Annotated in this window: 19 protein-coding genes and 1 pseudogene; 11 read left to right on the plus strand and 9 right to left on the minus strand. The window is 64.8% G+C overall.

Annotation, left to right across the window (positions count from 1 at the left end):
* Positions 1 to 9: 9 nt before the first annotated feature.
* Positions 10 to 768 (minus strand): annotated as a pseudogene (locus EAV90_RS00390) (S1 family peptidase).
* A 110-nt stretch (positions 769 to 878) separates the two neighbouring features.
* Here EAV90_RS00390 and EAV90_RS00395 point away from each other — a divergent pair.
* Positions 879 to 1,514: an HAD-IA family hydrolase gene (locus EAV90_RS00395; RefSeq protein WP_162500519.1), complete on the plus strand. Its 636-nt coding sequence runs from the start codon at positions 879 to 881 to the stop codon at positions 1,512 to 1,514.
* 120 nt (positions 1,515 to 1,634) lie between these two features.
* Here the strand turns inward: EAV90_RS00395 and mtnA are convergent, their stop codons facing one another.
* From mtnA to EAV90_RS00410, 3 genes are all read right to left on the minus strand, one after another.
* The gene (gene mtnA, locus EAV90_RS00400; protein WP_122406196.1) at positions 1,635 to 2,741 is read right to left on the minus strand and encodes an S-methyl-5-thioribose-1-phosphate isomerase; all 1,107 of its coding nucleotides are present in this window, start codon (positions 2,739 to 2,741) and stop codon (positions 1,635 to 1,637) included.
* Positions 2,742 to 2,759: 18 nt separating this feature from the next.
* Positions 2,760 to 3,635: an S-methyl-5'-thioadenosine phosphorylase gene (locus EAV90_RS00405; RefSeq protein ID WP_122406197.1), complete on the minus strand. Its 876-nt coding sequence runs from the start codon at positions 3,633 to 3,635 to the stop codon at positions 2,760 to 2,762.
* Positions 3,636 to 3,773: 138 nt separating this feature from the next.
* Positions 3,774 to 4,046: a phosphopantetheine-binding protein gene (locus EAV90_RS00410; RefSeq protein ID WP_122406198.1), complete on the minus strand. Its 273-nt coding sequence runs from the start codon at positions 4,044 to 4,046 to the stop codon at positions 3,774 to 3,776.
* 359 nt (positions 4,047 to 4,405) lie between these two features.
* Between EAV90_RS00410 and EAV90_RS00415 the strand changes: the two genes are divergently transcribed.
* The 7 genes from EAV90_RS00415 (at position 4,406) to EAV90_RS00445 (ending at position 13,991) form a co-directional block, all read left to right on the plus strand.
* A complete protein-coding gene (locus EAV90_RS00415; protein WP_122406199.1) occupies positions 4,406 to 5,623 on the plus strand; it encodes an acyl-CoA dehydrogenase family protein in 1,218 nt (405 codons plus the stop codon).
* Between the two features lie 57 nt (positions 5,624 to 5,680).
* Positions 5,681 to 6,661 (plus strand): amino acid--[acyl-carrier-protein] ligase, encoded by a 981-nt coding sequence (locus EAV90_RS00420; RefSeq protein WP_129142287.1) that lies wholly within the window; start codon positions 5,681 to 5,683, stop codon positions 6,659 to 6,661.
* Positions 6,662 to 6,702: 41 nt separating this feature from the next.
* Complete coding sequence (locus EAV90_RS00425) at positions 6,703 to 7,578, plus strand: acyl-CoA acyltransferase (RefSeq protein WP_122406201.1); 876 nt, start codon at positions 6,703 to 6,705, stop codon at positions 7,576 to 7,578.
* Between the two features lie 213 nt (positions 7,579 to 7,791).
* A complete protein-coding gene (locus EAV90_RS00430) occupies positions 7,792 to 10,656 on the plus strand; it encodes a PAS-domain containing protein (RefSeq protein ID WP_245509432.1) in 2,865 nt (954 codons plus the stop codon).
* A 204-nt stretch (positions 10,657 to 10,860) separates the two neighbouring features.
* On the plus strand, positions 10,861 to 11,838 hold the full coding sequence (locus EAV90_RS00435) for a tripartite tricarboxylate transporter substrate binding protein (RefSeq protein ID WP_122406203.1): 978 nt from the start codon (positions 10,861 to 10,863) through the stop codon (positions 11,836 to 11,838).
* Between the two features lie 154 nt (positions 11,839 to 11,992).
* The gene (locus tag EAV90_RS00440; RefSeq protein ID WP_129142288.1) at positions 11,993 to 12,478 is read left to right on the plus strand and encodes a tripartite tricarboxylate transporter TctB family protein; all 486 of its coding nucleotides are present in this window, start codon (positions 11,993 to 11,995) and stop codon (positions 12,476 to 12,478) included.
* A 4-nt stretch (positions 12,479 to 12,482) separates the two neighbouring features.
* Positions 12,483 to 13,991, plus strand: coding sequence for a tripartite tricarboxylate transporter permease (locus tag EAV90_RS00445; protein WP_122406205.1), 1,509 nt, complete (start codon positions 12,483 to 12,485; stop codon positions 13,989 to 13,991).
* A gap of 108 nt (positions 13,992 to 14,099) precedes the next feature.
* On the opposite strand, the gene EAV90_RS00450 is transcribed toward EAV90_RS00445, so the two are convergent.
* Entirely contained in the window at positions 14,100 to 15,794 is a 1,695-nt protein-coding gene (locus EAV90_RS00450; protein ID WP_129142289.1) for a bifunctional diguanylate cyclase/phosphodiesterase, read from the minus strand.
* A gap of 221 nt (positions 15,795 to 16,015) precedes the next feature.
* Here EAV90_RS00450 and EAV90_RS00455 point away from each other — a divergent pair, with 221 nt between their 5' ends.
* Positions 16,016 to 16,276 carry a hypothetical protein gene (locus EAV90_RS00455; RefSeq protein ID WP_162500520.1) on the plus strand — a complete coding sequence of 87 codons (261 nt, stop codon included), beginning with the start codon at positions 16,016 to 16,018 and terminating at the stop codon, positions 16,274 to 16,276.
* On the opposite strand, the gene EAV90_RS00460 is transcribed toward EAV90_RS00455, so the two are convergent.
* From EAV90_RS00460 to mtgA, 3 genes are all read right to left on the minus strand, one after another.
* Positions 16,277 to 16,921, minus strand: coding sequence for a hypothetical protein (locus EAV90_RS00460; RefSeq protein ID WP_164936715.1), 645 nt, complete (start codon positions 16,919 to 16,921; stop codon positions 16,277 to 16,279). It abuts the gene before it with no gap.
* Between the two features lie 139 nt (positions 16,922 to 17,060).
* Entirely contained in the window at positions 17,061 to 17,243 is a 183-nt protein-coding gene (gene rpmF / locus EAV90_RS00465; protein ID WP_007598106.1) for a 50S ribosomal protein L32, read from the minus strand.
* A gap of 169 nt (positions 17,244 to 17,412) precedes the next feature.
* Positions 17,413 to 18,087: a monofunctional biosynthetic peptidoglycan transglycosylase gene (gene mtgA / locus EAV90_RS00470; RefSeq protein WP_122406209.1), complete on the minus strand. Its 675-nt coding sequence runs from the start codon at positions 18,085 to 18,087 to the stop codon at positions 17,413 to 17,415.
* 161 nt (positions 18,088 to 18,248) lie between these two features.
* Here mtgA and EAV90_RS00475 point away from each other — a divergent pair, with 161 nt between their 5' ends.
* Both EAV90_RS00475 and EAV90_RS00480 read left to right on the plus strand, forming a co-directional pair.
* Complete coding sequence (locus tag EAV90_RS00475) at positions 18,249 to 19,172, plus strand: polyprenyl synthetase family protein (protein ID WP_122406210.1); 924 nt, start codon at positions 18,249 to 18,251, stop codon at positions 19,170 to 19,172.
* A gap of 131 nt (positions 19,173 to 19,303) precedes the next feature.
* The gene (locus tag EAV90_RS00480; RefSeq protein WP_122406211.1) at positions 19,304 to 19,993 is read left to right on the plus strand and encodes a DUF1345 domain-containing protein; all 690 of its coding nucleotides are present in this window, start codon (positions 19,304 to 19,306) and stop codon (positions 19,991 to 19,993) included.
* Positions 19,994 to 20,038: 45 nt separating this feature from the next.
* Here the strand turns inward: EAV90_RS00480 and EAV90_RS00485 are convergent, their stop codons facing one another.
* The gene (locus EAV90_RS00485) at positions 20,039 to 21,865 is read right to left on the minus strand and encodes a caspase family protein (protein WP_129142291.1); all 1,827 of its coding nucleotides are present in this window, start codon (positions 21,863 to 21,865) and stop codon (positions 20,039 to 20,041) included.
* Between the last annotated feature and the right edge of the window lie 77 nt (positions 21,866 to 21,942).

Consider the following 21,942-nt stretch of genomic DNA (forward strand, 5'->3'; position numbering starts at 1 on the left):
GAGGTCAAATCACAGCGCCGCACCCCAGCTCCGCGCGGTCTGCAAAATCCAGTCGCGATAGAGCGTCAGCGGCGTCACGCCGGTCTATCCGCCGCAACCTGCGGCGCCGTTCGGCCCTGTCGACCAGCTGATGAGACCGACGAGCACGGGACCATTCGGCTTGTCCTCGAACACGGGGCCGCCGGAATCGCCGGTGCAGGCGCCAATTCCGTCGCGAACACCGTTGGTTACGGGATCGACCAGGCGAATCTGGAGCGTGCCGGGCTGGCCGGTCGTAACGAGGCCGGCAACGCGCGTCGTGCCGCCGCTCTTGCCGTCGCCCCGCACCGTGACGCCAATACCGGCGATCACGAAGCGGCTGCCGACCTGGATTGGAATCGCGGGCATGCCGACGGTCACCGTGGATTTTCCCTTGAGTGGAATATCCAGTTGCAGCAGCGCCACGTCGGCGGTGGCGCGATGCGCCTGCATCGCCTGCATGTTGAAATTCGGATGGATCGCGACGGTACGGACATTCAGCAATTGCGGCTGACCATCGGCGCTACGCTCGACGATCTTGTAGTCCGCGCCGGGCTGCACGCAGTGGGCCACCGTCAACACTACTTTTGGCGCGATCAGGCTGCCGGTGCAGAAATTGCCACGCGAGCCGACGATGGTAACGATGGCGCGCGCAATGCCGTCGGCTTGCGGCGTGCCGCCACCGACGATGGCGTGGGCGGGTGTGGCGAGCAGCAGCGCCGCTGTGATGAACGTGGCAAGCTTCTTCATGGGAACACGCTTTGGCGTCAGCATCCGGTGAGGAGGGGGACAGCTTCGGACTGGCTCTTGCCGATAACGCATGCTAGCCCTCTTGGAAAGGAATTGACGAGGGCAGGACATTGGCGATCGAGGCTGTGGTCTTTGATTTTGGCGGCGTGCTGACGAGCTCACCATTCGAGGCGTTCACGCGGTTCGAGACCGAACGTGGCCTGCCCGCCGACATCATCCGGCGCACGAACGCAGCCAATCACCAGGAGAACGCCTGGGCCAGGTTCGAGCGGGCCGAGGTCGATATCGAAACCTTCGATCACTTGTTCGCCGAGGAGTCCCGCGCGCTTGGCGCAGAAGTGCGCGGACGCGACGTGCTGCCGCTGCTCCAGGGCGATCTGCGGCCGGAGATGGTCGAGGCGTTGAAGCGGATCAAGGCACAATTCAAGACCGGCTGCATCACCAACAATTTGCCGGCTAACGCAATCGGCAGCATGACCGGACGCTCACTTTGCATCGCCGAGGTGATGGTGCTGTTCGACCACGTCATCGAATCCGCCAAGATCGGCCTACGCAAGCCTGACCCGCGCATCTACCGGATGATGGTCGAGACGCTGAAGGTCGATCCGAACAATTGCGTCTATCTCGACGATCTCGGCGTGAATTTGAAGCCAGCGCGCGAAATGGGCATGACGACGATCAAGGTAACGAGTGGGGCGCAGGCGATCGCGGATCTCGAGAAGGCGACGGGGCTGAAGCTGAGATAGCGCGTCATACTCCGTCACTGCGAGCGCAGCGAAGCAATCCAGGCTGTCTCCGCGGAAAGATTCTGGATTGCTTCGCTACGCTCGCGATGACGGCGGTGGCGAGATATCGACCAACCAAATCTACTCGGCCGCAGCCGCGATCCGCTCCGGGAACGCTGCGGCCAGCGAGTCACGATCCGGCTTCAGCACACCGCGCTCGGTAATCAGGCCGGTGACAAGCCGCGCCGGGGTCACGTCGAAGGCGTAATTCGCGACCGGCGAGTTCTCCGGCACGATGCGTACCGTCTCCAGCCTTCCGTCTGCGGTGCGGCCGGTCATGTCGGTGACTTCAACGCCACTGCGCTGCTCGATCGGAATGTCACGGATGCCGTCATGGACGGCGAAGTCGATCGTCGGCGACGGCAGCGCGACGTAGAAGGGCACGCCATTGTCATGCGCGGCAAGCGCCTTGAGATAGGTGCCGATCTTGTTGCAGACGTCGCCATTGGCGGCGACGCGGTCGGTGCCGACGATGGCGAGATCGACCATACCGTGCTGCATCAGGTGTCCGCCGGTATTGTCCGGGATCACCGTGTGCGGCACGCCGTGATGGCCGAGCTCCCAGGCCGTGAGCGAGGCGCCCTGGTTGCGCGGCCGGGTCTCGTCGACCCAGACATGGACCTTGATGCCGCGCTCATGTGCAAGATAGATCGGCGCCGTCGCCGTGCCCCAATCGACGGTGGCGAGCCAGCCGGCGTTGCAATGGGTCAGCACGTTGACCACTTCGCCCGGCTTCTTCGCCGCGATCGCCTCGATCAACTTCAGACCGTTGTCGGCGATGCCACGGTTGATCTCGACGTCCTGCTCGACGATCTCGTCGGCGCGCGCATAGGCCGCTTCCGCCCGTTCCACCGGATCGATCGGCGCGAGCGCCGCGCGCATCTCGTCCAGGGCCCATTTCAGATTGATCGCGGTCGGCCGCGCCACGACGAGCGTGTCATAAGCGCGCTTCAGGCCCTCGTCCGAGGCATCCTCGCGCATGGCGAGCGCCATGCCGTAAGCGGCGGTGGCGCCGATCAGCGGCGCGCCGCGCACCAGCATGTCACGAATGGCAACTGCCGCGTCTTCACACGCCGTCAGCCTCGCAATGACGAATTCATGCGGCAGCCGGCGCTGGTCGATCGCACCGACCGACCAGCCGTCACGCTCGCGCCAGATGCTGCGGAAATGCTTGCCGTCGACCTTCATGGCATTCTGCCTTTCGTATCACGCCCGCAGCACGCGTCCTGCCACGGCGTCGAGCTTCTTCAGAAGCTCGGGATCGCGCGCCTCGGGCGCCGTGATCAGCGCGGTGTCGAGCGCGCGGTCCGAACCGATCGGGCACGACTCGTGCTCGCGCGGGAAATCCTTGGCTAGCCGCGCCACCAGCGCCTTCGCCTTGTCGGCGTTCGAGTTCAGCACGCGGATGATGTCCTGAACGGTGACGGCGTCATGATCGGGATGCCAGCAGTCGAAATCCGTCACCATTGCAACGGTGGCGTAACAAATCTCCGCCTCACGCGCGAGCTTCGCCTCGGGCATGTTGGTCATGCCGATCACGGAATAGCCGAGCGTCTTGTAGGTCATGCTTTCCGCGTAAGTGGAGAATTGCGGCCCTTCCATGCAGACATAGGTGCCGCCGCGCGCGATCGCGATGCCCTCGGCCTCAGCCGCCGCGGCAAGATGGATGCGCAGCCGCGGCGAGACCGGATGCGCCATCGACACATGCGCGACGCAGCCTCGGCCGAAGAACGAGCTCTCGCGCTTGTGGGTGCGGTCGACGAACTGGTCGACGAGAACGAAGGTGCCCGGCGGAAGTTCCTCTTTGAAGGAGCCGCAGGCCGACAGCGAGATCAAGTCCGTGACGCCGGCGCGCTTCAGCACGTCGATGTTGGCACGGTAGTTGATGTCGGAGGGGGAGAGCCGGTGACCCCTGTCATGCCGCGGCAGGAACACCACCGGCAGGCCGGCGATGGAGCCACGCCGCAGGGGCGCAGAGGGCTCGCCCCAAGGGCTCTTGATCACCTCTTCGCGAGCACCCTCGAGGCCCGGCAGGTCGTAGATGCCCGAGCCCCCGATGATACCCAATACCGCCCGCGTCATGCCTGCTCCACCCTGTCCACCAAATGTGACATGGTTAAGCTATGCCAGTTTTGCGGCGGATTTGGAACGGGGGTGGAGGGGTGACGGCGGTCGCGTGAGGAGCGCGGACGACGCCGTGGAAGGAGCCGTGCGCTCGACTTAAGCCGCCGTTGCCGGCTGCAGCTGGGTCGCGACCATCCGCTCCAGCGTCTCGACCGACTGGAAATTCTCCGGCGTGATCTCGGACTGCGGGATGGTGAAATCGAACTCCGCCTCGACGCCGAGCATCAGATTGACCATGTCCATCGAGGTCAGGCCGATATCGACGAGCTTCGCCTGTGGCGTGACGTCAGCGGTAAGCGAGTTCTGTTCGAGAATGCCCTTCACCAGCTTGATGATGCGGTTGCGCAAATCGGTATCGGAGGCCTGCATCGGCAAATTCCCATCTGTCTATCGGAGGCGGATCGGACTGCCGGCCACGATGGGCACGGTCTGCCGGTCCTGCAATGGGCGGCAGCAATACTTCGCGCTTCTTAGTAAACGATGACTCAGATTGTCCGAAATTCAGGCTTCTTCCGGAATCCTAACACGATGCTGGAAAATCGGGTGATGCAAACAACCGGACCTTAACTGTTCGTTCGGAATTGGGTTTTGTTTACCCTCTATTTCATCGACGAATTTGAATTAAATCCGTAGCCTCGTCTCACAAGCAAAGATGGCCGGAGGATCGCTTCAAGCGGCATCGCGAATGATGCCGGCGATCTCGAACGGCAAACCGGAGGCGGACGAGTATGAACGTGCGTGAAGCAGTCCTCACTGTCGACGAGATGCAGACCGGATTTCTCGAGCAGGGTCCCTCCCTGATCGAGCGTGCCGCGCGGACCGCCGCAGCGGCCGCAGCCGACGCAGACGGGGTCGATCGCGACGCCCGCTTCCCGCACAAGGCTTTCGACGTCGCACGCGAGCAAAAGCTGCTCGGCGTGATGGTTCCGGTCGAGTTCGGCGGCTTCGGCGCCTCGATCTATGACGTCACCGACATCTGCTACACGCTCGGGCGCGCCTGCGCTTCGACGGCGATGATCTACGCGATGCACCAGACCAAGGTCGCCTGCGTCGTCAGGCACGGCCATGGCATTCCCTGGATGGAGACCATGATGCGCCGGGTCGCCCGCGACCAGTGGCTGCTCGCCTCTTCCACTACCGAGGGCCAGAATGGCGGCAACATCCGCGCCAGCGCTGCCGCGGTCGACCATGCCGGCGACACCGTCTCGCTCGTGCGCGACGCCACCGTGATCTCCTATGGTGCCGAAGCCGACGGCCTCGTCACCATCGCCCGCCGCGCCACCGATGCCGCCGCCTCCGACCAGGTGCTGCTGGCGCTCGCCAAGGACGACTATTCGCTGAAGCGGACGCTCGGCTGGGAAACGCTCGGCATGCGCGGCACCTGCTCGACCGGGTTCGAACTGAGGGTCGACTGCCCCGCCGACCGCGTCTTTCCGGAATCCTATGACAAGATCCACGCCCAGACCATGACGCCGTTCGCGCATCTGTGCTGGTCGTCGGCCTGGGCCGGCATCGCCGCTGCGGCCGTGACCCGCGCGCAGGCTTTCATCCGTAAGGCTGCGCGCTCTTCCGGCGGCCAGATGCCCCCGGCCGCGGCGCATTTCACCGCCGCCAAGATGTCGCTGGCCAAGCTGCGCGCGCTGATTGCCGCCAACATCGACGCCTTCGCCAGCGCCGAGCATGACGAGCGGGCGCTCGGCTCGCTCGACTTCCAGTCCTCCATCACGCTGCTGAAGGTGCAGGCCTCCGAGCTCGCGGTCGAGACCGTGATGCATGCTATGCGCACCGCGGGCCTTTCCGGCTACCGCAACGACGGCGAGTTCACCATGGGCCGGCACCTCCGCGACGTGCTGTCGTCGCCGATCATGATCAACAACGACCGCATTCTGGCCAACGCCGCCACCTCGACGCTGATGAGCGGGGTGCCATCGAGTCTTCATGACTGACGTGCCTTCGCGACCAGACCAACAAGCACAATTTCGAGATAGCAGGACATCGACCCCATGAATATTGCCGTCCTCCCCAATTCGCCCGATACTGCGCCGCAAGTGATCGATCCGCTCGATCATCTCGCCGACAAGCTGTTCCACCGCATGGGCGCCGATGGCGTCTATGCCCGCACCGCGCTCTATGAGGGCGTCGTCGAGAAGCTCGCCGGGTTGATCACCAGCCATCGCGAAGCCGGTACCGAAGTGATGCGCTTCCCGCCGGTGATGAGCCGCGCGCAGCTGGAAAAATCCGGCTATCTCAAGAGCTTCCCGAACCTGCTCGGCTGCGTCTGCGGCCTGCATGGCACCGAGCGCGAGATCAACGCCGCGGTCAGCCGCTTCGATACCGGCGGCGACTGGACGACGTCACTGTCGCCCGCCGACCTCGTGCTGTCTCCGGCCGCCTGCTATCCCGTCTACCCGATCGCGGCGAGCCGTGGCCAATTGCCGAAGGGCGGCCTGCGCTTCGACGTCGCCGCCGACTGCTTCCGCCGTGAGCCGTCGAAACATCTCGACCGGCTGCAATCGTTCCGGATGCGCGAATATGTCTGCATCGGCACGCCCGACGACGTCGCCGATTTCCGCGAGCGCTGGATGGTGCGCGCGCAGGCCATCGCCCGCGACCTCGGCCTCACCTTCCGCGTCGACTATGCCAGCGATCCGTTCTTCGGCCGGGTCGGCCAGATGAAGGCGGTGAGCCAGAAGCAGCAACAGCTCAAGTTCGAGCTCCTCATTCCGCTGCGCTCGGAGGAACAGCCGACTGCCTGCATGAGCTTCAACTATCATCGCGAGCATTTCGGCACGACCTGGGGAATCCAGGACGCCAATGGCGAGCCGGCCCATACCGGCTGCGTTGCCTTCGGCATGGATCGCCTCGCCGTCGCCATGTTCCACACCCACGGCACCGATCTTTCAGCCTGGCCCGCCAAGGTACGGGACGTCCTGGGCCTGCAGCCGCATGTTGCGGCAGGCGCCCACGGCGAAGGCTGGCGCTAACGCAACTCACGAGGCCGACCATTTCTACGGGCAAGACGAGCGTGATCCATACCAAGGTTCGATGCCGCGAAATCACCGAGTCCGACGTCGACAAGGTCGCGGACTTGCTGACGCGCGGCTTCGTCGGCCGCTCACGCGAATACTGGATTCAGGGCCTGCGCCGGCAGGCCTTCCGACCCGTGCCGGACGGTTATCCGCGCTTTGGCTACATGCTCGACGACGACGGCACGCCGGTCGGCGTGCTGCTCTTGATCTATACCGCGCGAAAGATCGGCGAAGAGACCGCCATCCGGTGCAATTTGTCGAGCTGGTATGTCGACCCGGCCTATCGCAACTACGCCCCGCTGCTGACCAAGATCGCCCAGCGGCACAAGGACGTCACTTATTTCAACATCAGTCCGGCGCCATGGACCTGGCCGATCATCGAGACGCAGGGCTTTCGCGCCTATTGCCGCGGCATATTCTTCTCGGTCCCTGCGCTGGCGCGTGCGCCACGCTGGAGCGAGATCGAGGTCATCGCGCCGCATGCCAAGGAGATCGAGGGGCTTTCGGAAATGGAGACCGAGCTCCTGACGCGGCATGCGCGCTACAATTGCCTCAGCCTCGTCTGCCGCACGCCGAAGGGAACGTTCCCCTTCATCCTGCAACCGGTGCGGATGCGCCGCGGTTTCATCGCACCGCCGGCGATGAAGCTGATCTATTGCCGGAGTGCCGCCGAATATGCCGAATGCGCCGGCCGCATCGGCCGGTTGCTGCTGCGGCTCGGCAAGATTTCGGTGGCCGTCGATTCCAATGAGCCGATTCCCGGCCTCGTCGGCATTCATACCGAGCGGCGCGGCCGCAAATACTTCAAGGGCCCGCATCGGCCACAGCTCGGCGATCTCACGGACACGGAGCTCGTGTTGTACGGGCCGTAGAGGAACGCTCAGCCCATACGCCGGACACCTGATATGTTGCGCCCTCTCGGCCGACTCTCGCAGGGACCTCTGCAATGAGGACACGCTCTCCAGCGTCAGTCACCCTCCATAAACTACTGCGATTAAGGGAATTTTCCGGGCTCTTCGCTACCCTCGGTGGCCGGAATAGGTTGCGTTAAGTCTTTTGCCTGCCGAGGTCCCGCCGACCCCATGATGTCGACCCGCGACAACGAGCCTGGTGCACGCAGCGAGCAGGGCCCGGAGGCCCTGGTCGCGCTGAGCCAGCTTGCGCTCGACCACATGGAGCAGGGCGTCTGCGTCTATGATGCCGACAACCGGATCGTGCTGGTGAACCAGCGCTACCTCAGCCTGTTCGACATGTCGGCCGAGATCGTGCGGATCGGCACCAGCTATCGTGAGGTGCTTGCGCATAGCGCCTCGCGCGGCAACTTCCCGGCGGACGAGCTCGACGCGCTGTACTCGGCGCGGATTGACCAGATCTCCGCGGGCAAGCCGTTCCGCACCGAGCAGCGGCTTGCCAGCGGCCTCGTCATGGCACTCGCGCTCAAGCCGCTTCCCGGCGGCGGCTGGATGACGATCTGCGACGATGTCACTCGCCTCGCCCGACTCGAGGCGGAATTGCGCGTCCAGACCGAGCGCAGCCAGCACGCGCTCGCCAACATGTCGCACGGCCTCATCATGTATGACGCTGAAAGTCGCGTCGTCGTCTGCAACGATCGCGTCCTGCGGCTCTATAACCTCGATCCCGGAATCGTGAAGCCGGGGGCCTCGCATTCTGCGGTGATCGAGCACTGGATCTCGCGCGGCAATCTGCCAGGCACCTCACCCGATAAATTCCATGACGCCAGGCTGGAGGACGTACGCACGCGGCGGGCGAAAACGCTGCTGGTGATGCGCTATGACGGACGAATGGTGCAGGCCGTCTCCCGGTTCCTGCCCGACGGCGGCTGGGTGACGGTGCACGAAGACGTCACCGAGCGCCTGCAATACGAGGAGACGCTGCGGCAGCAGAATGTCATGCTCGACGCGGCGCTGGAGAACATGGCGCACGGGCTCGCCTTCTTCGACAGCGACATGCGCCTTCGCGTCTGCAACACCACCTACCGCAAGATCTACCTTCTGTCGCTGGACGAGACCAGGCCCGGCACACACCTCTCCGAGCTGATCGAGCGCTCGATGGGGAGCGGCGCATTCTCTTCCGAATGCACTCCGCAGCAGCTGGTGGAAGTCGCCAGGAGCAGGATCGAAAAGCGGGACGCCTCGCCGATCCGCCGGCACATGTCCAACGGCACCGTGATCTCGGTCCGCTATTGCGCGCTCCCCGAGGGCGGCTTCGTCGCCACCTATGAGGACATTACCGAGCGCGAGCGTGCGATCGAGCAGCTGCGCGAACAATATCGCCGCTTCGATGCCGCACTGAACAACATGAGCCAGGGCCTGTGCATGCTCGATGCGAGCCTGCGCGTGATCGTCTGCAATCGCCGTTATATCGAGATGTACGGACTGTCGCCGGAGATGGTGAAGCCCGGCGTCTCGATGCGGGAGATCATGGAGCACAGCTGCGAGCTCGGCAATCATCCGAGCACGACCGGCGCCAAGCTCTATGCCGACTATGTCGAGAGGCTGCGCGAGGGCGAGCACACGCTGCACCGCCATTTGAGCGACGGCCGCATCATCAAGCTCAATCACAAGCGGATGGAGCATGGCGGCTGGGTCGTCACCTACGAGGACGTCACCGAGCGTCACAAGGCCCAGGCCCGGGTGGCGCACATGGCGCGGCACGATTCGCTCACCGACCTGCCCAACCGCACGCTGTTTCACGAGAAGATGGGCGAGGGACTGAACCAGGTTGCGATCGCCGGCGGCGCCATGGCCGTGCTGTGCTTCGACCTGGACAATTTCAAGACCGTCAACGACCGCCTCGGCCACGCCGCAGGCGATCGCCTGCTGCGCTGGGTCGCGGCGCGCCTCAAGGAGAATGTCGGCGAACACGACACCGTCGCGCGGCTCGGCGGTGACGAATTCGCCGTGCTCCAGCGTGGGCCGCAACCGCAATCGGCTGAGGAGCTCGCCCATCGCCTGGTCGACATCATCGGTCATCCCCCGCCGCTGGAAAGCCAGCCGATCCATGTCGGCGTCTCCGTCGGCATCGCGATTGCACCCGACCACGGGCTCGATGCCGACGAGTTGATGAAATGCGCCGATCTCGCGCTGTACCAAGCCAAGGCCAAGGGGCGCGGAGCCTATCAGCTGTTCGAGCCCGAGATGGAGGAAGAGGCGCGCAGCCGGCACGCACTGGAGCAGGATCTGGCCGGCGCGCTCGAAGGACATGAATTCCACCTGGTGTTCCAACCGCAGATGCGGCTCGATTCCTCCGAGCTCACCGGCTTCGAGGCACTGCTGCGCTGGAAGCATCCCTCGCGCGGCTTCGTCTCTCCGGCCGAGTTCATCCCGCTCGCGGAGGAGAACGGGCTGATCGTTCCGATCGGCGAATGGGTGCTGCGCACGGCCTGCGCGGCCGCCGCGGCCTGGCCCGGCGTCACCGTCGCGGTGAACCTGTCTCCGGTGCAGTTCCGCTCCCGCGGGCTGGTGGCGATGGTCGCGAGCGCACTTGCGGAAGCCGGCCTGCCGCCGCAGCGGCTCGAGCTCGAGGTCACGGAGACGGCGCTGCTCGACGACAGCGAGGCGACGATCGACATCCTGCATCAGCTCCGCGCCCTCGGCGTGCGCGTCAGTCTCGACGATTTCGGGGTCGGCTATTCCTCGCTGAGCTACTTGCGCAAGTTTCCGTTCGATCGCATCAAGATCGATCGGTCCTTCGTTGGCACGCTCGGCGAAAGCCCGGAGAGCGTCGCCATCGTCAGAACGATCGCAAGCCTCGGCTCCGTGCTCGGCGTCGAGACCACGGCCGAGGGGGTGGAGACCGAGGAGCAACTCGATTTCGTCCGCGAATGCGGCTGCACCGCCGTTCAAGGATATTATTTCGGCAAGCCGTGCCTCGCATCGGAGGTGGGCCGCACCATCGAGACGCTGAACATGGTGCGGCGCGTGGCCTGACGGCTTAGGCGCGTCAAATTCCGTCCCTCGGCACGCGGCCAAACGACGAATTGTCGCATGTAGCGGCTTTGCCGGTGTTACCCGGCCGACCGCCGCACGCGGTCCGCGCAATGCGCTTTTCTTCTCACTCGATTTCAGAAACAATCATCTCACAAGAACGAGAGACGGCGGTCCCAAAGAGGCCGCCGCGAGGGAGGCGTTTCGATGTCGGGATACGGGTTGAAGACGATCGCATTTGCCGCGCTGCACGCCGTCATGGGCGCATTGCTCACCACTGCCGTCAGTGCGCAGGACTACCCAACCAAGCCGATCACGCTGATCGTGCCTTGGCCGGCCGGCGGATCGACCGACATCTCGATGCGAGCGATCGCCGACAGCGCCTCGAAGGTGCTAGGGCAACCGATCGTGATCGACAACAAAGCCGGCGGCGGCGGCACGGTCGGACCGGCGACGATGGCCGCGGCGGCGAAGCCGGACGGCTATACCATCTCGCAGATCCCGATCACGGTGTTCCGCCTCCCCCTGATGCAGGAGGTGTCGTGGGATCCGGCGAAGGATTTCACCTATATCGTCCATCTCACCGGCTACACCTTCGGTGTGACGACCAGCGCGGAGTCGCAGTTCAAGAGCTGGAAGGACGTGGTGGAGTTTGCAAAGGCGAACCCGGGCAAGGTGACCTACGCCACGCCGGGCGCCGGCACGTCGCTGCATATCGGCATGGAGCAGATCGCCGCGCTGTCCGGCATCAAGCTGACGCAAGTCCCTTTCAAGGGCGGCGCGGAAACCAACGCCGCAGTGCTGGGACAGCACACCATGCTTCAGGCTGATTCCACGGGATGGCGGCCGCTGGTCGACGCCGGCAAGCTGCGGCTCCTGATGGTGTGGACCGGCTCACGCTCGCCGAACTATCCTGATGTGCCGACACTGAAGGAGCTGGGCTATCCCATGGTCTATGATTCCCCGTTCGGCATCGCAGGTCCGAAAGGCATGGATCCCAAGATCGTCGCCAAGCTGCACGATGCGTTCAGGAGGGCGATCGAGGATCCGGCGGTCGTGGCAACGCTCGCCAAATACGACATGGTCCCGAACTACAAGAACACCGACGACTACAAGAAGTTCGTCGCCGAGGTCACGGAGTCCGAGCGCAAGGTGATCGAGACGCTCGGGCTCGCGAAGAAGTAGAGCTAAGCCACCTGCGTACCCCCGGACGCGGTGCAGCGCTTCTTCAGCGGTGCACCGCAAAGCCGGGACCCAGCTTTTCGTCCACGCTCATGGGCCCCGGCTCTGCAGCGCACCCCTTTGCGCTGCGCTGCGTCCGGGACACGAGAGGATCGCGATGAACGACCCAACCAACGTCAAGCTCCGCCTCAGCAACTCCGAACTCTGGGGCGGGCTGATCGGGCTCGCACTCGGCGGCTTCGTGATCTGGTCGGGCTTGAGGCTCAAGCTCGGCACCATCAACGATCCCGGCTCCGGCTACGTGCTGTTCTACACGGGCATCCTGATGTGCGTGTTCGCAGCCGCCATCGTCGTCTCGGCGATCACCGAGGGCGGGCCGACGCTGGCCGCGCGCTGGGAGAATGTGCGCTGGAGCAAGCCGCTTCTCCTCATCGCCTGCCTCACCGCATTCTCCTTCGCGCTGGAGCCGCTGGGATTTCTGCTGTCGTCGATCCCGGTGATGCTGCTGCTGTTGCGGCTGATCGATCCAGTGCGCTGGGCTCTGGCGATTCCAATCGCCGTGCTGGTGCCATCAGGCATGTGGTGGGTGCTCAAGCGGCTGCTGTTGATCCAATTGCCCTCGGGCCTGTTCGGGATCGGTTGACCCTATGGATACGCTCGTCAATGTGGCACATGGATTCGGCGTCGCGCTGCTGCCGGTCAACCTGCTCTACTGCTTCATCGGCGTCTTCATCGGCACGCTGGTCGGCGTGCTGCCGGGCATCGGCCCGATCTCGGCGATGTCGCTGCTGCTGCCCGTGACGCTGTCGGGAACGCCGGAATCCGGCATCATCATGATGGCCGGCATCTATTACGGTTCGATGTATGGCGGCTCGACCACCTCGATCCTGGTCAACATCCCCGGCGAGGCCGCCTCCGTCGTCACCTGCATCGACGGCCACCAGATGGCGAAACAGGGCCGCGCGGGACCGGCACTCGGCATCTCCGCTTTCGGCTCGTTCGTCGCCGGCACCTTCGCGCTGGTCGCCCTGATGCTGGTGGCCCCGAAGCTTGCCAGCATCGCCATCGCCTTCGGCCCGGCCGAATATTTCAGCCTGATGGTGCTCGGCCTCGTCGTGCTCACCTTTCTCACCCAGGGTTCGATGCCGAAGGCGCTGCTGATGGCGTGCATCGGCGTCGTGCTCGGGCTGATAGGGCTCGACAGCATCACCGCGCAGCCGCGGCTGACCTTCGGCCGCATGGAGCTGATCGACGGCGTCGGCCTCGTGCCCGTCGTGATGGGCCTGTTCGGCATCGCCGAAGTTCTTCTCAACACCGAGCAGGCCATCAAGCGAGACATCATCAACACCAAGATCACCCGCCTCCTGCCCAACAAAGAGGATTGGAAGGTGAGCGCAGGCCCGGTCGGCCGCGGCACGATCCTCGGCTTTTTCCTCGGCATCCTGCCGGGTGGCGGCGCAGTGGTGGCCTCATTTGCATCCTACGCGCTGGAGAAGCGGCTGTCGAAGACGCCCGAGCGTTTCGGCCATGGCGCGATCGAAGGCGTTGCGGGGCCGGAGTCGGCGAACAACGCCGCGGCGGGCGGCGCGTTCATTCCGCTGATGACGCTCGGCATCCCGCCGAACGTGGTGATGGCGCTGCTGCTCGGGGCCTTCGTCATTCACGGGCTACAGCCGGGACCGCTGCTGATCACGCAAAACCCCGGCCTGTTCTGGGGCATCGTCGCCAGCATGTATATCGGCAACGTCATGCTGCTGATCCTGAATCTGCCGATGATCGGCATGTGGGTGCAGTTGCTCAAGCTGCCCTACAACATCCTGTTCCCCTTGATCATCCTGTTCACGATCCTGGGCGTCTACTGCTCGAGCAACAACGTGTTCGACGTCTATGTGATGATCGCGTTCGGGATCATCGGCTATTTCATGCGCAAGCTCGGCTACGAGCCCGCACCGCTGGTGCTGGCCTTCGTGCTGGGACCGATGATGGAGAACAATCTGCGCAAGTCGCTGATCCTGTCGCAGGGCGATCTCTGGACCTTCGTGCAGCGCCCGATCTCGGGCGCGTGTCTCGTGCTCGCGCTGGTGCTGCTGATCGCTCCGCTGCTGCCGTCACTGCGCAAGAAGCGCGAGCTGGTGGCGCTGGATGAGGGGGCCTGAAGTTTTCGCAAGGTAGGCAAAGCGAAGCGTGCCCACCCTTGGCGCCGCATTGTTGGAGAGCTGGTGGGCACGGCGCAAGTGCGCCGCCTTTGCCCACCCCACGGCACCTCAACCCGCCGCAGGGAGCGCGTTCTCCGACGCCACACCCCACGGCCGCTCGGACGAGGCAAGCCCGATCAGGCGGCCCTGGATGTAGTCGCAGCCCCAGTCGCCCAGCATGCTTGCGGCCTCTTCGTCCTGCACCCATTCGGCGACGGTCTTGATGTCGAGGCGCCGGGCGAGGTCGATCAGGGTCTGCACGAAGGCGCGGTCGTCGGCGGAATGGGTGATGTTCTGCACGAAGGCGCCGTCGATCTTCACGATATCCACGCCGAGCTTGCGCAAATTGCGGAACGAGGTGTAGCCGGCGCCGAAATCGTCGATGGCGATGCGGCTGCCAAAATGCTTGAGGCGGCTGACGAAAGCGCGAACGTCGTCGATGTCCTGGATTGCGACCGTCTCGGTGATCTCGACGATCAGCCGCTCGGCAACACCGGGATGCGCCTGCATCAGCGATTCGATCCCCGCCCACCAATCCGGATCCATGGTGGTATCCGGCGAGATGTTGAGGCTGAGACAAACGTCGGGCGCGGCCGCAAGCTCGGCGACCACGAGCTCGAGCACGCGGTGATCGACAAGGCGGATCAGGCCGAGCCGCTCGGCGACCGGCACGATGTCCGGCGCAAGCAGCACCTGGCCATCGCCCTGGTCCATCCGTACCAGGCATTCGTGGAATGCGCGTTCGCGCGAGGCGGCCGAGACCACGGGCTCATAGGCGAGCCTGATGCGGCGTTCGTTGAGCGCGGTGACGATCTCGTCGGTAACGCGGATGTTGACGCGGCGCTGTGCGTCGCGCGCCGGATCCGGACGCCACGCCGCGAACGATCCTGCGCGACGGCGCTTGGCGGCATCCAGCGTTTCATGGGCGCGGTTGACGGCCTCGTCGGTATTGCGGGCATAGCGCGGCAGGCTGACCGCGCCGATCGAGGCGGTGACCGAGACCGGGCCGGATTTCGTCGGCACCACCTCGTCGCGGATGCCGGCGAGGAAGCGCTCCGCGGCGACGTTCATGTCGTCGACGGTGCAGTTCTTCAGGATCAGGCCGAACTTGTTGCCGGAGAAGCGCCCGAGCACGTCGCCGCCGCGCAGGCGCGAGCGAATGCGCTTGGCAATGTCGAGGATCACGGCATCGGCAACGTCGAAGCCGAAGGCATCGTTGACGCGGGCGAGATGATCGATGCCGACCAGCATGAAGGCCGCGGTCGAGCGGAAGCGGGTGGTCTCCTCAATTGTCTCGGCGAGCGCCGCGATCAGATGCGAGCGGTTGAGCTCGCCGGTCAGCGGGTCGAGACGCGCCAGCCTCGTCAGCTCCTCGTCGCGGGCGTGACGTTCATTGTTGATGCGGACGGAGCCGATCGCGCGCACGGGACGGCCGTCGGGACCAGCGAACCAGCGGCCGGTCTCCTCGATCCAGATGACGGGATCGCCGGCGCTCATGCGCACGCCATACTCGACGCGATAGGGCGTGCCATCGGCCCCATGCACGGCGGAGGTTTGCGCCAGAGCTGCGGTCCGCAGCGTTTGCGCGGGCCCGATCAGCTTGGCGAATTCGGCGCCGGTCGCGAGCCGCTCGGCGGGGATGCCGGGAAAGATGGCGGCGACCTGCTCACCCCAGACGATGGCATCGCTTGTGATGTCCCAGGCGAACACCGCCTGACCGAGCACGGCCAGGATGTCGGAGGCTTGCGGCAATGCAGGAGTCAAAATCGCCTCGTTTTGGGACAGTGGAGAAGTCCTGAACCGGCCCAGAATAGAACCAGATTCGTCCCCGACCCTAAGCAAAGTTGATAAACAATTTGGAAACCACGTTTCCGAAGCGCCGGGAACCAAACCGGCCCGGTCGGCATAGGCCTTGCGAGTACAGGACTCGCACCGGCACCCGCGTCCCGAAACGCGACAAGCTTGCCGGATCGACGGTGATTGCGATGTTGAGTACGGATCGATTGGACACGGCGGACAACGGCACAGGCACGGCCCTGGTGCCGCTGATGCCGACGTTGCAGTGGGTTCACAAGGCGCCGCTGCCGCGTCCCGATCCGAGTTTCGTTACTCAGCTCATCGCCAATGCGGAATATCTGCCCCAGACCAGCCGGCTCCGCCGCGCCTCTTCCGAGGATGCGCGGACGGCCTATGGCAGCAAGCAGCCACTGGGAAGCGTCGCCGCGCGAACGCGGCAGGTGGCTTGATCAGCGCGGCGGTGTATCCGGCGAGGACGGCGTGCCGTTGCCCGGCTGAAGATGCGGCCAGGGAATTTCCGGCGAGGGGGCGCCCTGCACCGGCTTTGGCGCAGGATGATCCATCAGCACGGATTCGGCGACGGATTGCGCCGAGGGGGCGGGCGGCGCGGGCTGCGGCGCAATCACCGGCTCGAACTTGGAGGCGGCCTCCGCATCATCCGCCGGTGCTTCGGCCTTGCGCTTGGCCTTGCGTGGTGCCGGCACCGTGGTCTCGGCGACATAGGTGACGCGGCGGCGCGTGCGCTGGGCAATGCCGCCGAGGAAGTCGGCCATCGCCAGCAGCACCAGCAGGAAAAAGGTGGAGTTGCCGAATTTCGGCCACATCACGAATTCGGCTGCGGCCGCGCCGAAGATGATCAGCGACAGCAAATGATCCATCAGGAATTTCGAGCCCGGTCGCGCGCCCTTGACCACCTCGAGCAGCAGCAGCACCACGCCGAGCGCGAGCAGGAGATCGGCAAGCGTGACCGGCCAGCTCTCGCCCGTGATCATCGGCACCTTGAACAGCACATCCGAGAAGGACACGCTGGGCATCAGGAAGGCGATGATGTTGTAGACCGCGAGCGGAATCAGGAGCAGCGGGAAACCGACCATCGGCGAGATGCCTTCTCGATCAAGATATCCGGACAGAACAATGCAGCGGCGAAGCATTTGCTCCGCCGCCGTCACCGTATCTCATGGGTTGGCCGAAACCAGGCGGGTCCAATCTCTCGCCTGAGGAAAGGTCCTGGCTTCAGGACTCTTTCTTCTTCAGGACCTGGCGGCCCTTGTACATGCCGGTCTTGAGGTCGAGATGGTGCGGACGACGGAGCTCACCGGAGTCCTTGTCTTCCACATAGGTCGGCTTCTTGATGGCGTCTGCCGAGCGGCGCATGCCACGGCGCGACGGCGAGGTTTTTCTTCTCGGAACGGCCATTTCAATATCCTCTAGGGATTGGTGTCATCAGGGCATCGTCCGCGAAGGGACGGCTCAGCACCCGCAATACGAGGCGAGCTGAATGCCGATCAAGGCCGCGCTTATAGAGGAAGGCTGGCCGTAAAGCTAGGCTCTTGGGCTGGAAAATACGCCCGGAACGGTCCCAAAATCAGCGATTTTCGCGCCAACAGGTCGCCAGCGAGCTCGCCTGCCCTCGCGCCATATAGGTGGCCGCCAGTCGCCGCACGCCTGGACCGGGAATCCGGGCGCTGCGTTTGACCGGATTCGGCAGGATCGACGCCAGAAGTGCGGCCTCCCGGGGGGAGAGGTCTTCGGCCGATTTGCCGAAGGCATAGGCGCTGGCCGCCTCCACCCCAAACTGCCCCTGCGGGCCGAGCTCGGCGATGTTGAGGTAAATCTCGAGAATCCGCGGCTTGGGCAGGACGAGATCGATCCACAGGGCCAGCGGGAATTCGAGCCCCTTGCGGATGAAATCGCGCCCCTGCCACAGGAACAGGTTTTTCGCCACCTGTTGGGTGATGGTGGAGGCGCCCCGGAAGGCGGTGCCGTCCTCCCTCGCGTCGTCGATCGCCTCGCGCAGCGCGCCCCAATCGATGCCGTGATGCTTGCAGAAATGGGCGTCCTCGGCCGCCACCACCGCGCGCGGCAGATACGGCGACATATCAGCCAGATCGATCCACTGCCGCTGCATCGGCGCGCCCCGCAGGCTGCGCCAGGCCATCAGCGTCGAAACAGGGTGGCCGGCGCGGTAAAACGGCGCGATCACATAAGGCGCGAGAACCACGACCGCGATCGCTACCAGCAGGATTTTGACGATGCGCAAATCGACCTTTCCGGTGCAAACCGAACCGCGGCCACGGGCTGGACCATTAAGTCTGTGATAATCTGGGCCTTTTCCAGCACTTTTTAGGCCTTCCAAACGATTGACTGGGGCAGGCGCATAAAGGATTGTCCGGCCGAATTTTAGTTCTGGAGCCCTTCTTGATGACCGGCACGTCCCCGTCCGATTTCGCCAAGCGTCTGGACAAGACCGCTGATGACACCGAGGCCTTGCTCGCTCGCCTGCTGTCGGACGACATCCTGCACGACGAGATCGCCCGGCCCAAGCGACTGATGGACGCAATGCGCTACTCGAGCCTCAATGGCGGCAAGCGCCTGCGGCCATTCCTGGTGGTCGAGAGCGCGGCCGTGTTCGGCGTGCCGCGCGAGGCGGCCCTGCTCGCCGGCGCGGCGCTCGAATGCATCCACTGCTATTCGCTGATCCATGACGATCTGCCGGCGATGGACAATTCGGACCTCCGTCGCGGCCGACCCACCCTGCACAAGAAGACCGATGACGCCACCGCGATCCTCGCCGGCGACGGCCTCCTGACGCTCGCCTTCGACATCATCACGCGCGACGAGGTCCATCGCGATGCCAATGTGCGGCTGTTGCTGACGCGCGCGCTGGCGCGCTGCGCCGGCATCGGCGGCATGGTCGGCGGCCAGATCCTCGATCTCGCTGGCGAAGGCCGCTTTGGCGGCAACGAGCCGATCGATGTGGCCCGCGTTCAGCAGATGAAGACCGGTGCGCTCCTGCGCTACGGCTGCATCGCCGGCGCGATCCTCGGCCAAGCCTCGCAGAAAGAATATCAGGCGCTCGACGATTACGGCCGCGCGCTCGGGGAAGCCTTCCAGATCGCCGACGATCTGCTCGACGTGGAAGGCGATGCGGCCGCACTCGGCAAGCCCTCGGGCCAGGACGCGGCGCTCGGCAAGACCACCTTCGTCACCCAGCTCGGCATCGAAGGTGCCAAGCAGCGCGTGCGCGATCTGCTCGCGCGCGCCGACAGCGCCGTGTCGATCTTCGGCGACCGCGCCGCCGTGTTGCAGGCCGCGGCGCGCTTCGTCGCCGAACGGAAGAATTGACGTTGCGCGCGATCTCCACCTCTCCCCGCTTGCGGCCGCTTGCGGGGAGAGGTCGATCTTCAAGCGCAGCTTGAACATCGGGCGAGGGAGCAGACTGCCGTCGCGGCAACCGTGAGAGAGCCGTCACCGTCATGGCCACTGACAAGGAAGATCCCGTCCTCGTCCGCTTCGGCAAGATGTCGCGGCCGATGCGGCTCATCTATGCGCGGCCGCGGACCTTCACCGCGCTCGCGGCCGGCATTCTGGTCTGCCTGCTGCTGCCGGGGTCATACCGACTGGTGACACGGCTCCTATTCGGCTGGGATGCGCTGATCACTGTCTATCTCGTGCTGGTCTATGCGATGATGCTGTGCAATGACCATCAGCACATCCGCCGCGCCGCCGCGATGCAGGACGACGGCCGCTTCGTGATCCTGCTGGTGACGGCGACCGGCGCCTTCGCCAGCATCGCGGCGATCGTCTCCGAGCTCGGCACGCCGCATCGCGGCGTTCTCGAGCTGACGATCGCGATCACCACCATCGCGCTGTCGTGGGCGGCCGTGCACACGATCTTCGCACTGCATTACGCGCATGATTATTATCGGCACGGTACGGCAGGTGGCCTTCAGTTTCCGAGCGGCGACAAGGAGGACCACGCCGACTACTGGGATTTCGTCTATTTCTCCTTCGTGATCGGCATGACCGCGCAGGTCTCCGACGTCGGCATCACCGACAAGACGATCCGCCGCACGGCCACAGCGCACGGGATCGTGTCGTTCATCTACAATACGGCGCTGTTGGCCCTGACGGTGAACATCGCGGCGAGCGCGATTGCGAGCTGACGTCCTCTCAGCCACCAGGAACGACGATCTCGATCAGCACGGCCTTCAACGGCACACTTCTGCATTCGCATCGTTGCCGGGGCCACCGCCACCGCGATATTCCAGATGGCAACCGCGGCTGACGGGGCGACAGCCCGCGCTATTGCAGAAGACCTGCCCGCCACCGGCGGCGCGGCCTGCACCAGCGGCAGCAGCGATGCCAGCAGCGGCACCATAACCGCCCGCAGCTCCAGCAGCCGCACCTCCGGCCTGACGACGCTGTCGTGCAGGACGTCCATCGCCGTCGTCGCGCTTGGCCGTCGCAGGCTTGGCCGGCTTGGCTGCACGCTGCTTCTCGCACTCATTGTCGTCGTTGACCACATAGCCTTCGCGGCAGACGATTTTCGTGCATTTGTCGCCATCGGCCTTGAAGCCGTGCTCGCAGACCAGCGGACAGACGCGCGACGGTCTTGACTTGACTGCATCGAGCGCGTCGGTGCTTGCCACCTTCACGTCGAGCTTGGTGCCGGCATAGCGGTTGAACTGTGACAGCGATCGCTGCGAGGACGCATTCCAATTGCCGTCGACCTGCCCGGAGAAACACCCGACGCGACCGAGCTCGGTCTGCACCAAGCGGTTGAGATCGGCCGGCGCGGTCGCCGGGGTCAGCGAGGCGACGCTGGTGCCGACCGGGCTCGCCGTGCCGGTAGGCGGGGTGCTCGGCACGGCGGCGGCGAGATCGACGCGCTGCTGCTCGGCGGCGGCGGCCTGCTGTTGCGCCTGTTCCTTGGCCCTCTGCGCTGCAAGCTGCACTTGTTCGGCGGCCTTGGCGTCGGCCGCAGCCTTGGCCAACGCGTCCTTCTGCGCGCCGAGCACAGCGAGACGATCGCGTTCGGCCTCGGCCTGCTTCGCCAATTCGATCGCCGCCGCATGGGCCTGCTCGGCCTGGATCTTGTCGATCTGGAGCTTGGCGAGGTTCGCATAGAAGCCGTCGGGGTGCTGGGCGACGAAGGCTTCCAAGGCCGCCCTGTTGCCGACCTGGAGCGCGAGCTCGTAGTCGCGGCGGACATCAGCCTGGGGATTCGCCACAGGCGATGCCGGCGCTACGGCTGTCACCTTGACCGGTACCAGCGGCACGTCCTCGCCGCCGAGCGAACCGTAGACGAACGGCTCCTGCTTGTTGCCGGTCGATTTGAGCACGTCGTCACGCACGAAGCCGAAGGCGCGGCGGACGTCGAGGCCCGGCGTCGTCAGATGCTTCGACAGTGCGATCGTGAACGGGCTGTTGGCACCGTTGCCGTCCTGCGCCGTGAAACCGGCCTTGGCCGAATAGGCAATCAGCGTGTTGGAGTTGGTCGGCTCGATCCGGGCGAGGCCACGGCCGATGCCGCGCGAGGCAATCGTGCGCTTCATCTGCTTGCCGAACGGATTGTCGCGGCAGGCATCCAGGATCACCAGACGAAGCTGCTTTGCAGGCTCGACCGCGACCAGGACACGGTCGAGCGAGAGCGCTTCGTCGTAGACGTCGGTGTCGCGCTCGAGCTTGGCATCCACCGGGATCAGATAGTTCGAGCCCTCGACCTCGATGCCGTGGCCAGCGTAATAGACCACGGCGATATCGGCATCGCGGGTCGCGTCGGCGAAGTCGCGCAGCACGCGCCGCGTGTCCAGCGCCGACAGATCGTGCCAGGATTCGACGACGTCGAAGCCGGCCTCCTTCAGCGTCTTCGCCATCACCGCCCCATCATTGACGGGATTGGCGAGCGAGGGCGCGTGCTGATAGGCCGAGTTGGCGAGCACCAGCGCGACGCGTTTTCCGGCGAAAGCGGGCCCGGCGCCGAACAGGAGGCCGAGGACGACGAAAAGCGGACAAAGTCTGAGCAAACTGCGCATGACACGACTTCCGATGGTTCCGGGCCGTTCGGGCCCTTTGGGGCCGCTTTAGCAACATCCATCGCCCGCGCTTGTGA

Origin of the sequence: Bradyrhizobium vignae (assembly GCF_004114425.1) — a bacterium.
Classification (GTDB): domain Bacteria; phylum Pseudomonadota; class Alphaproteobacteria; order Rhizobiales; family Xanthobacteraceae; genus Bradyrhizobium; species Bradyrhizobium vignae.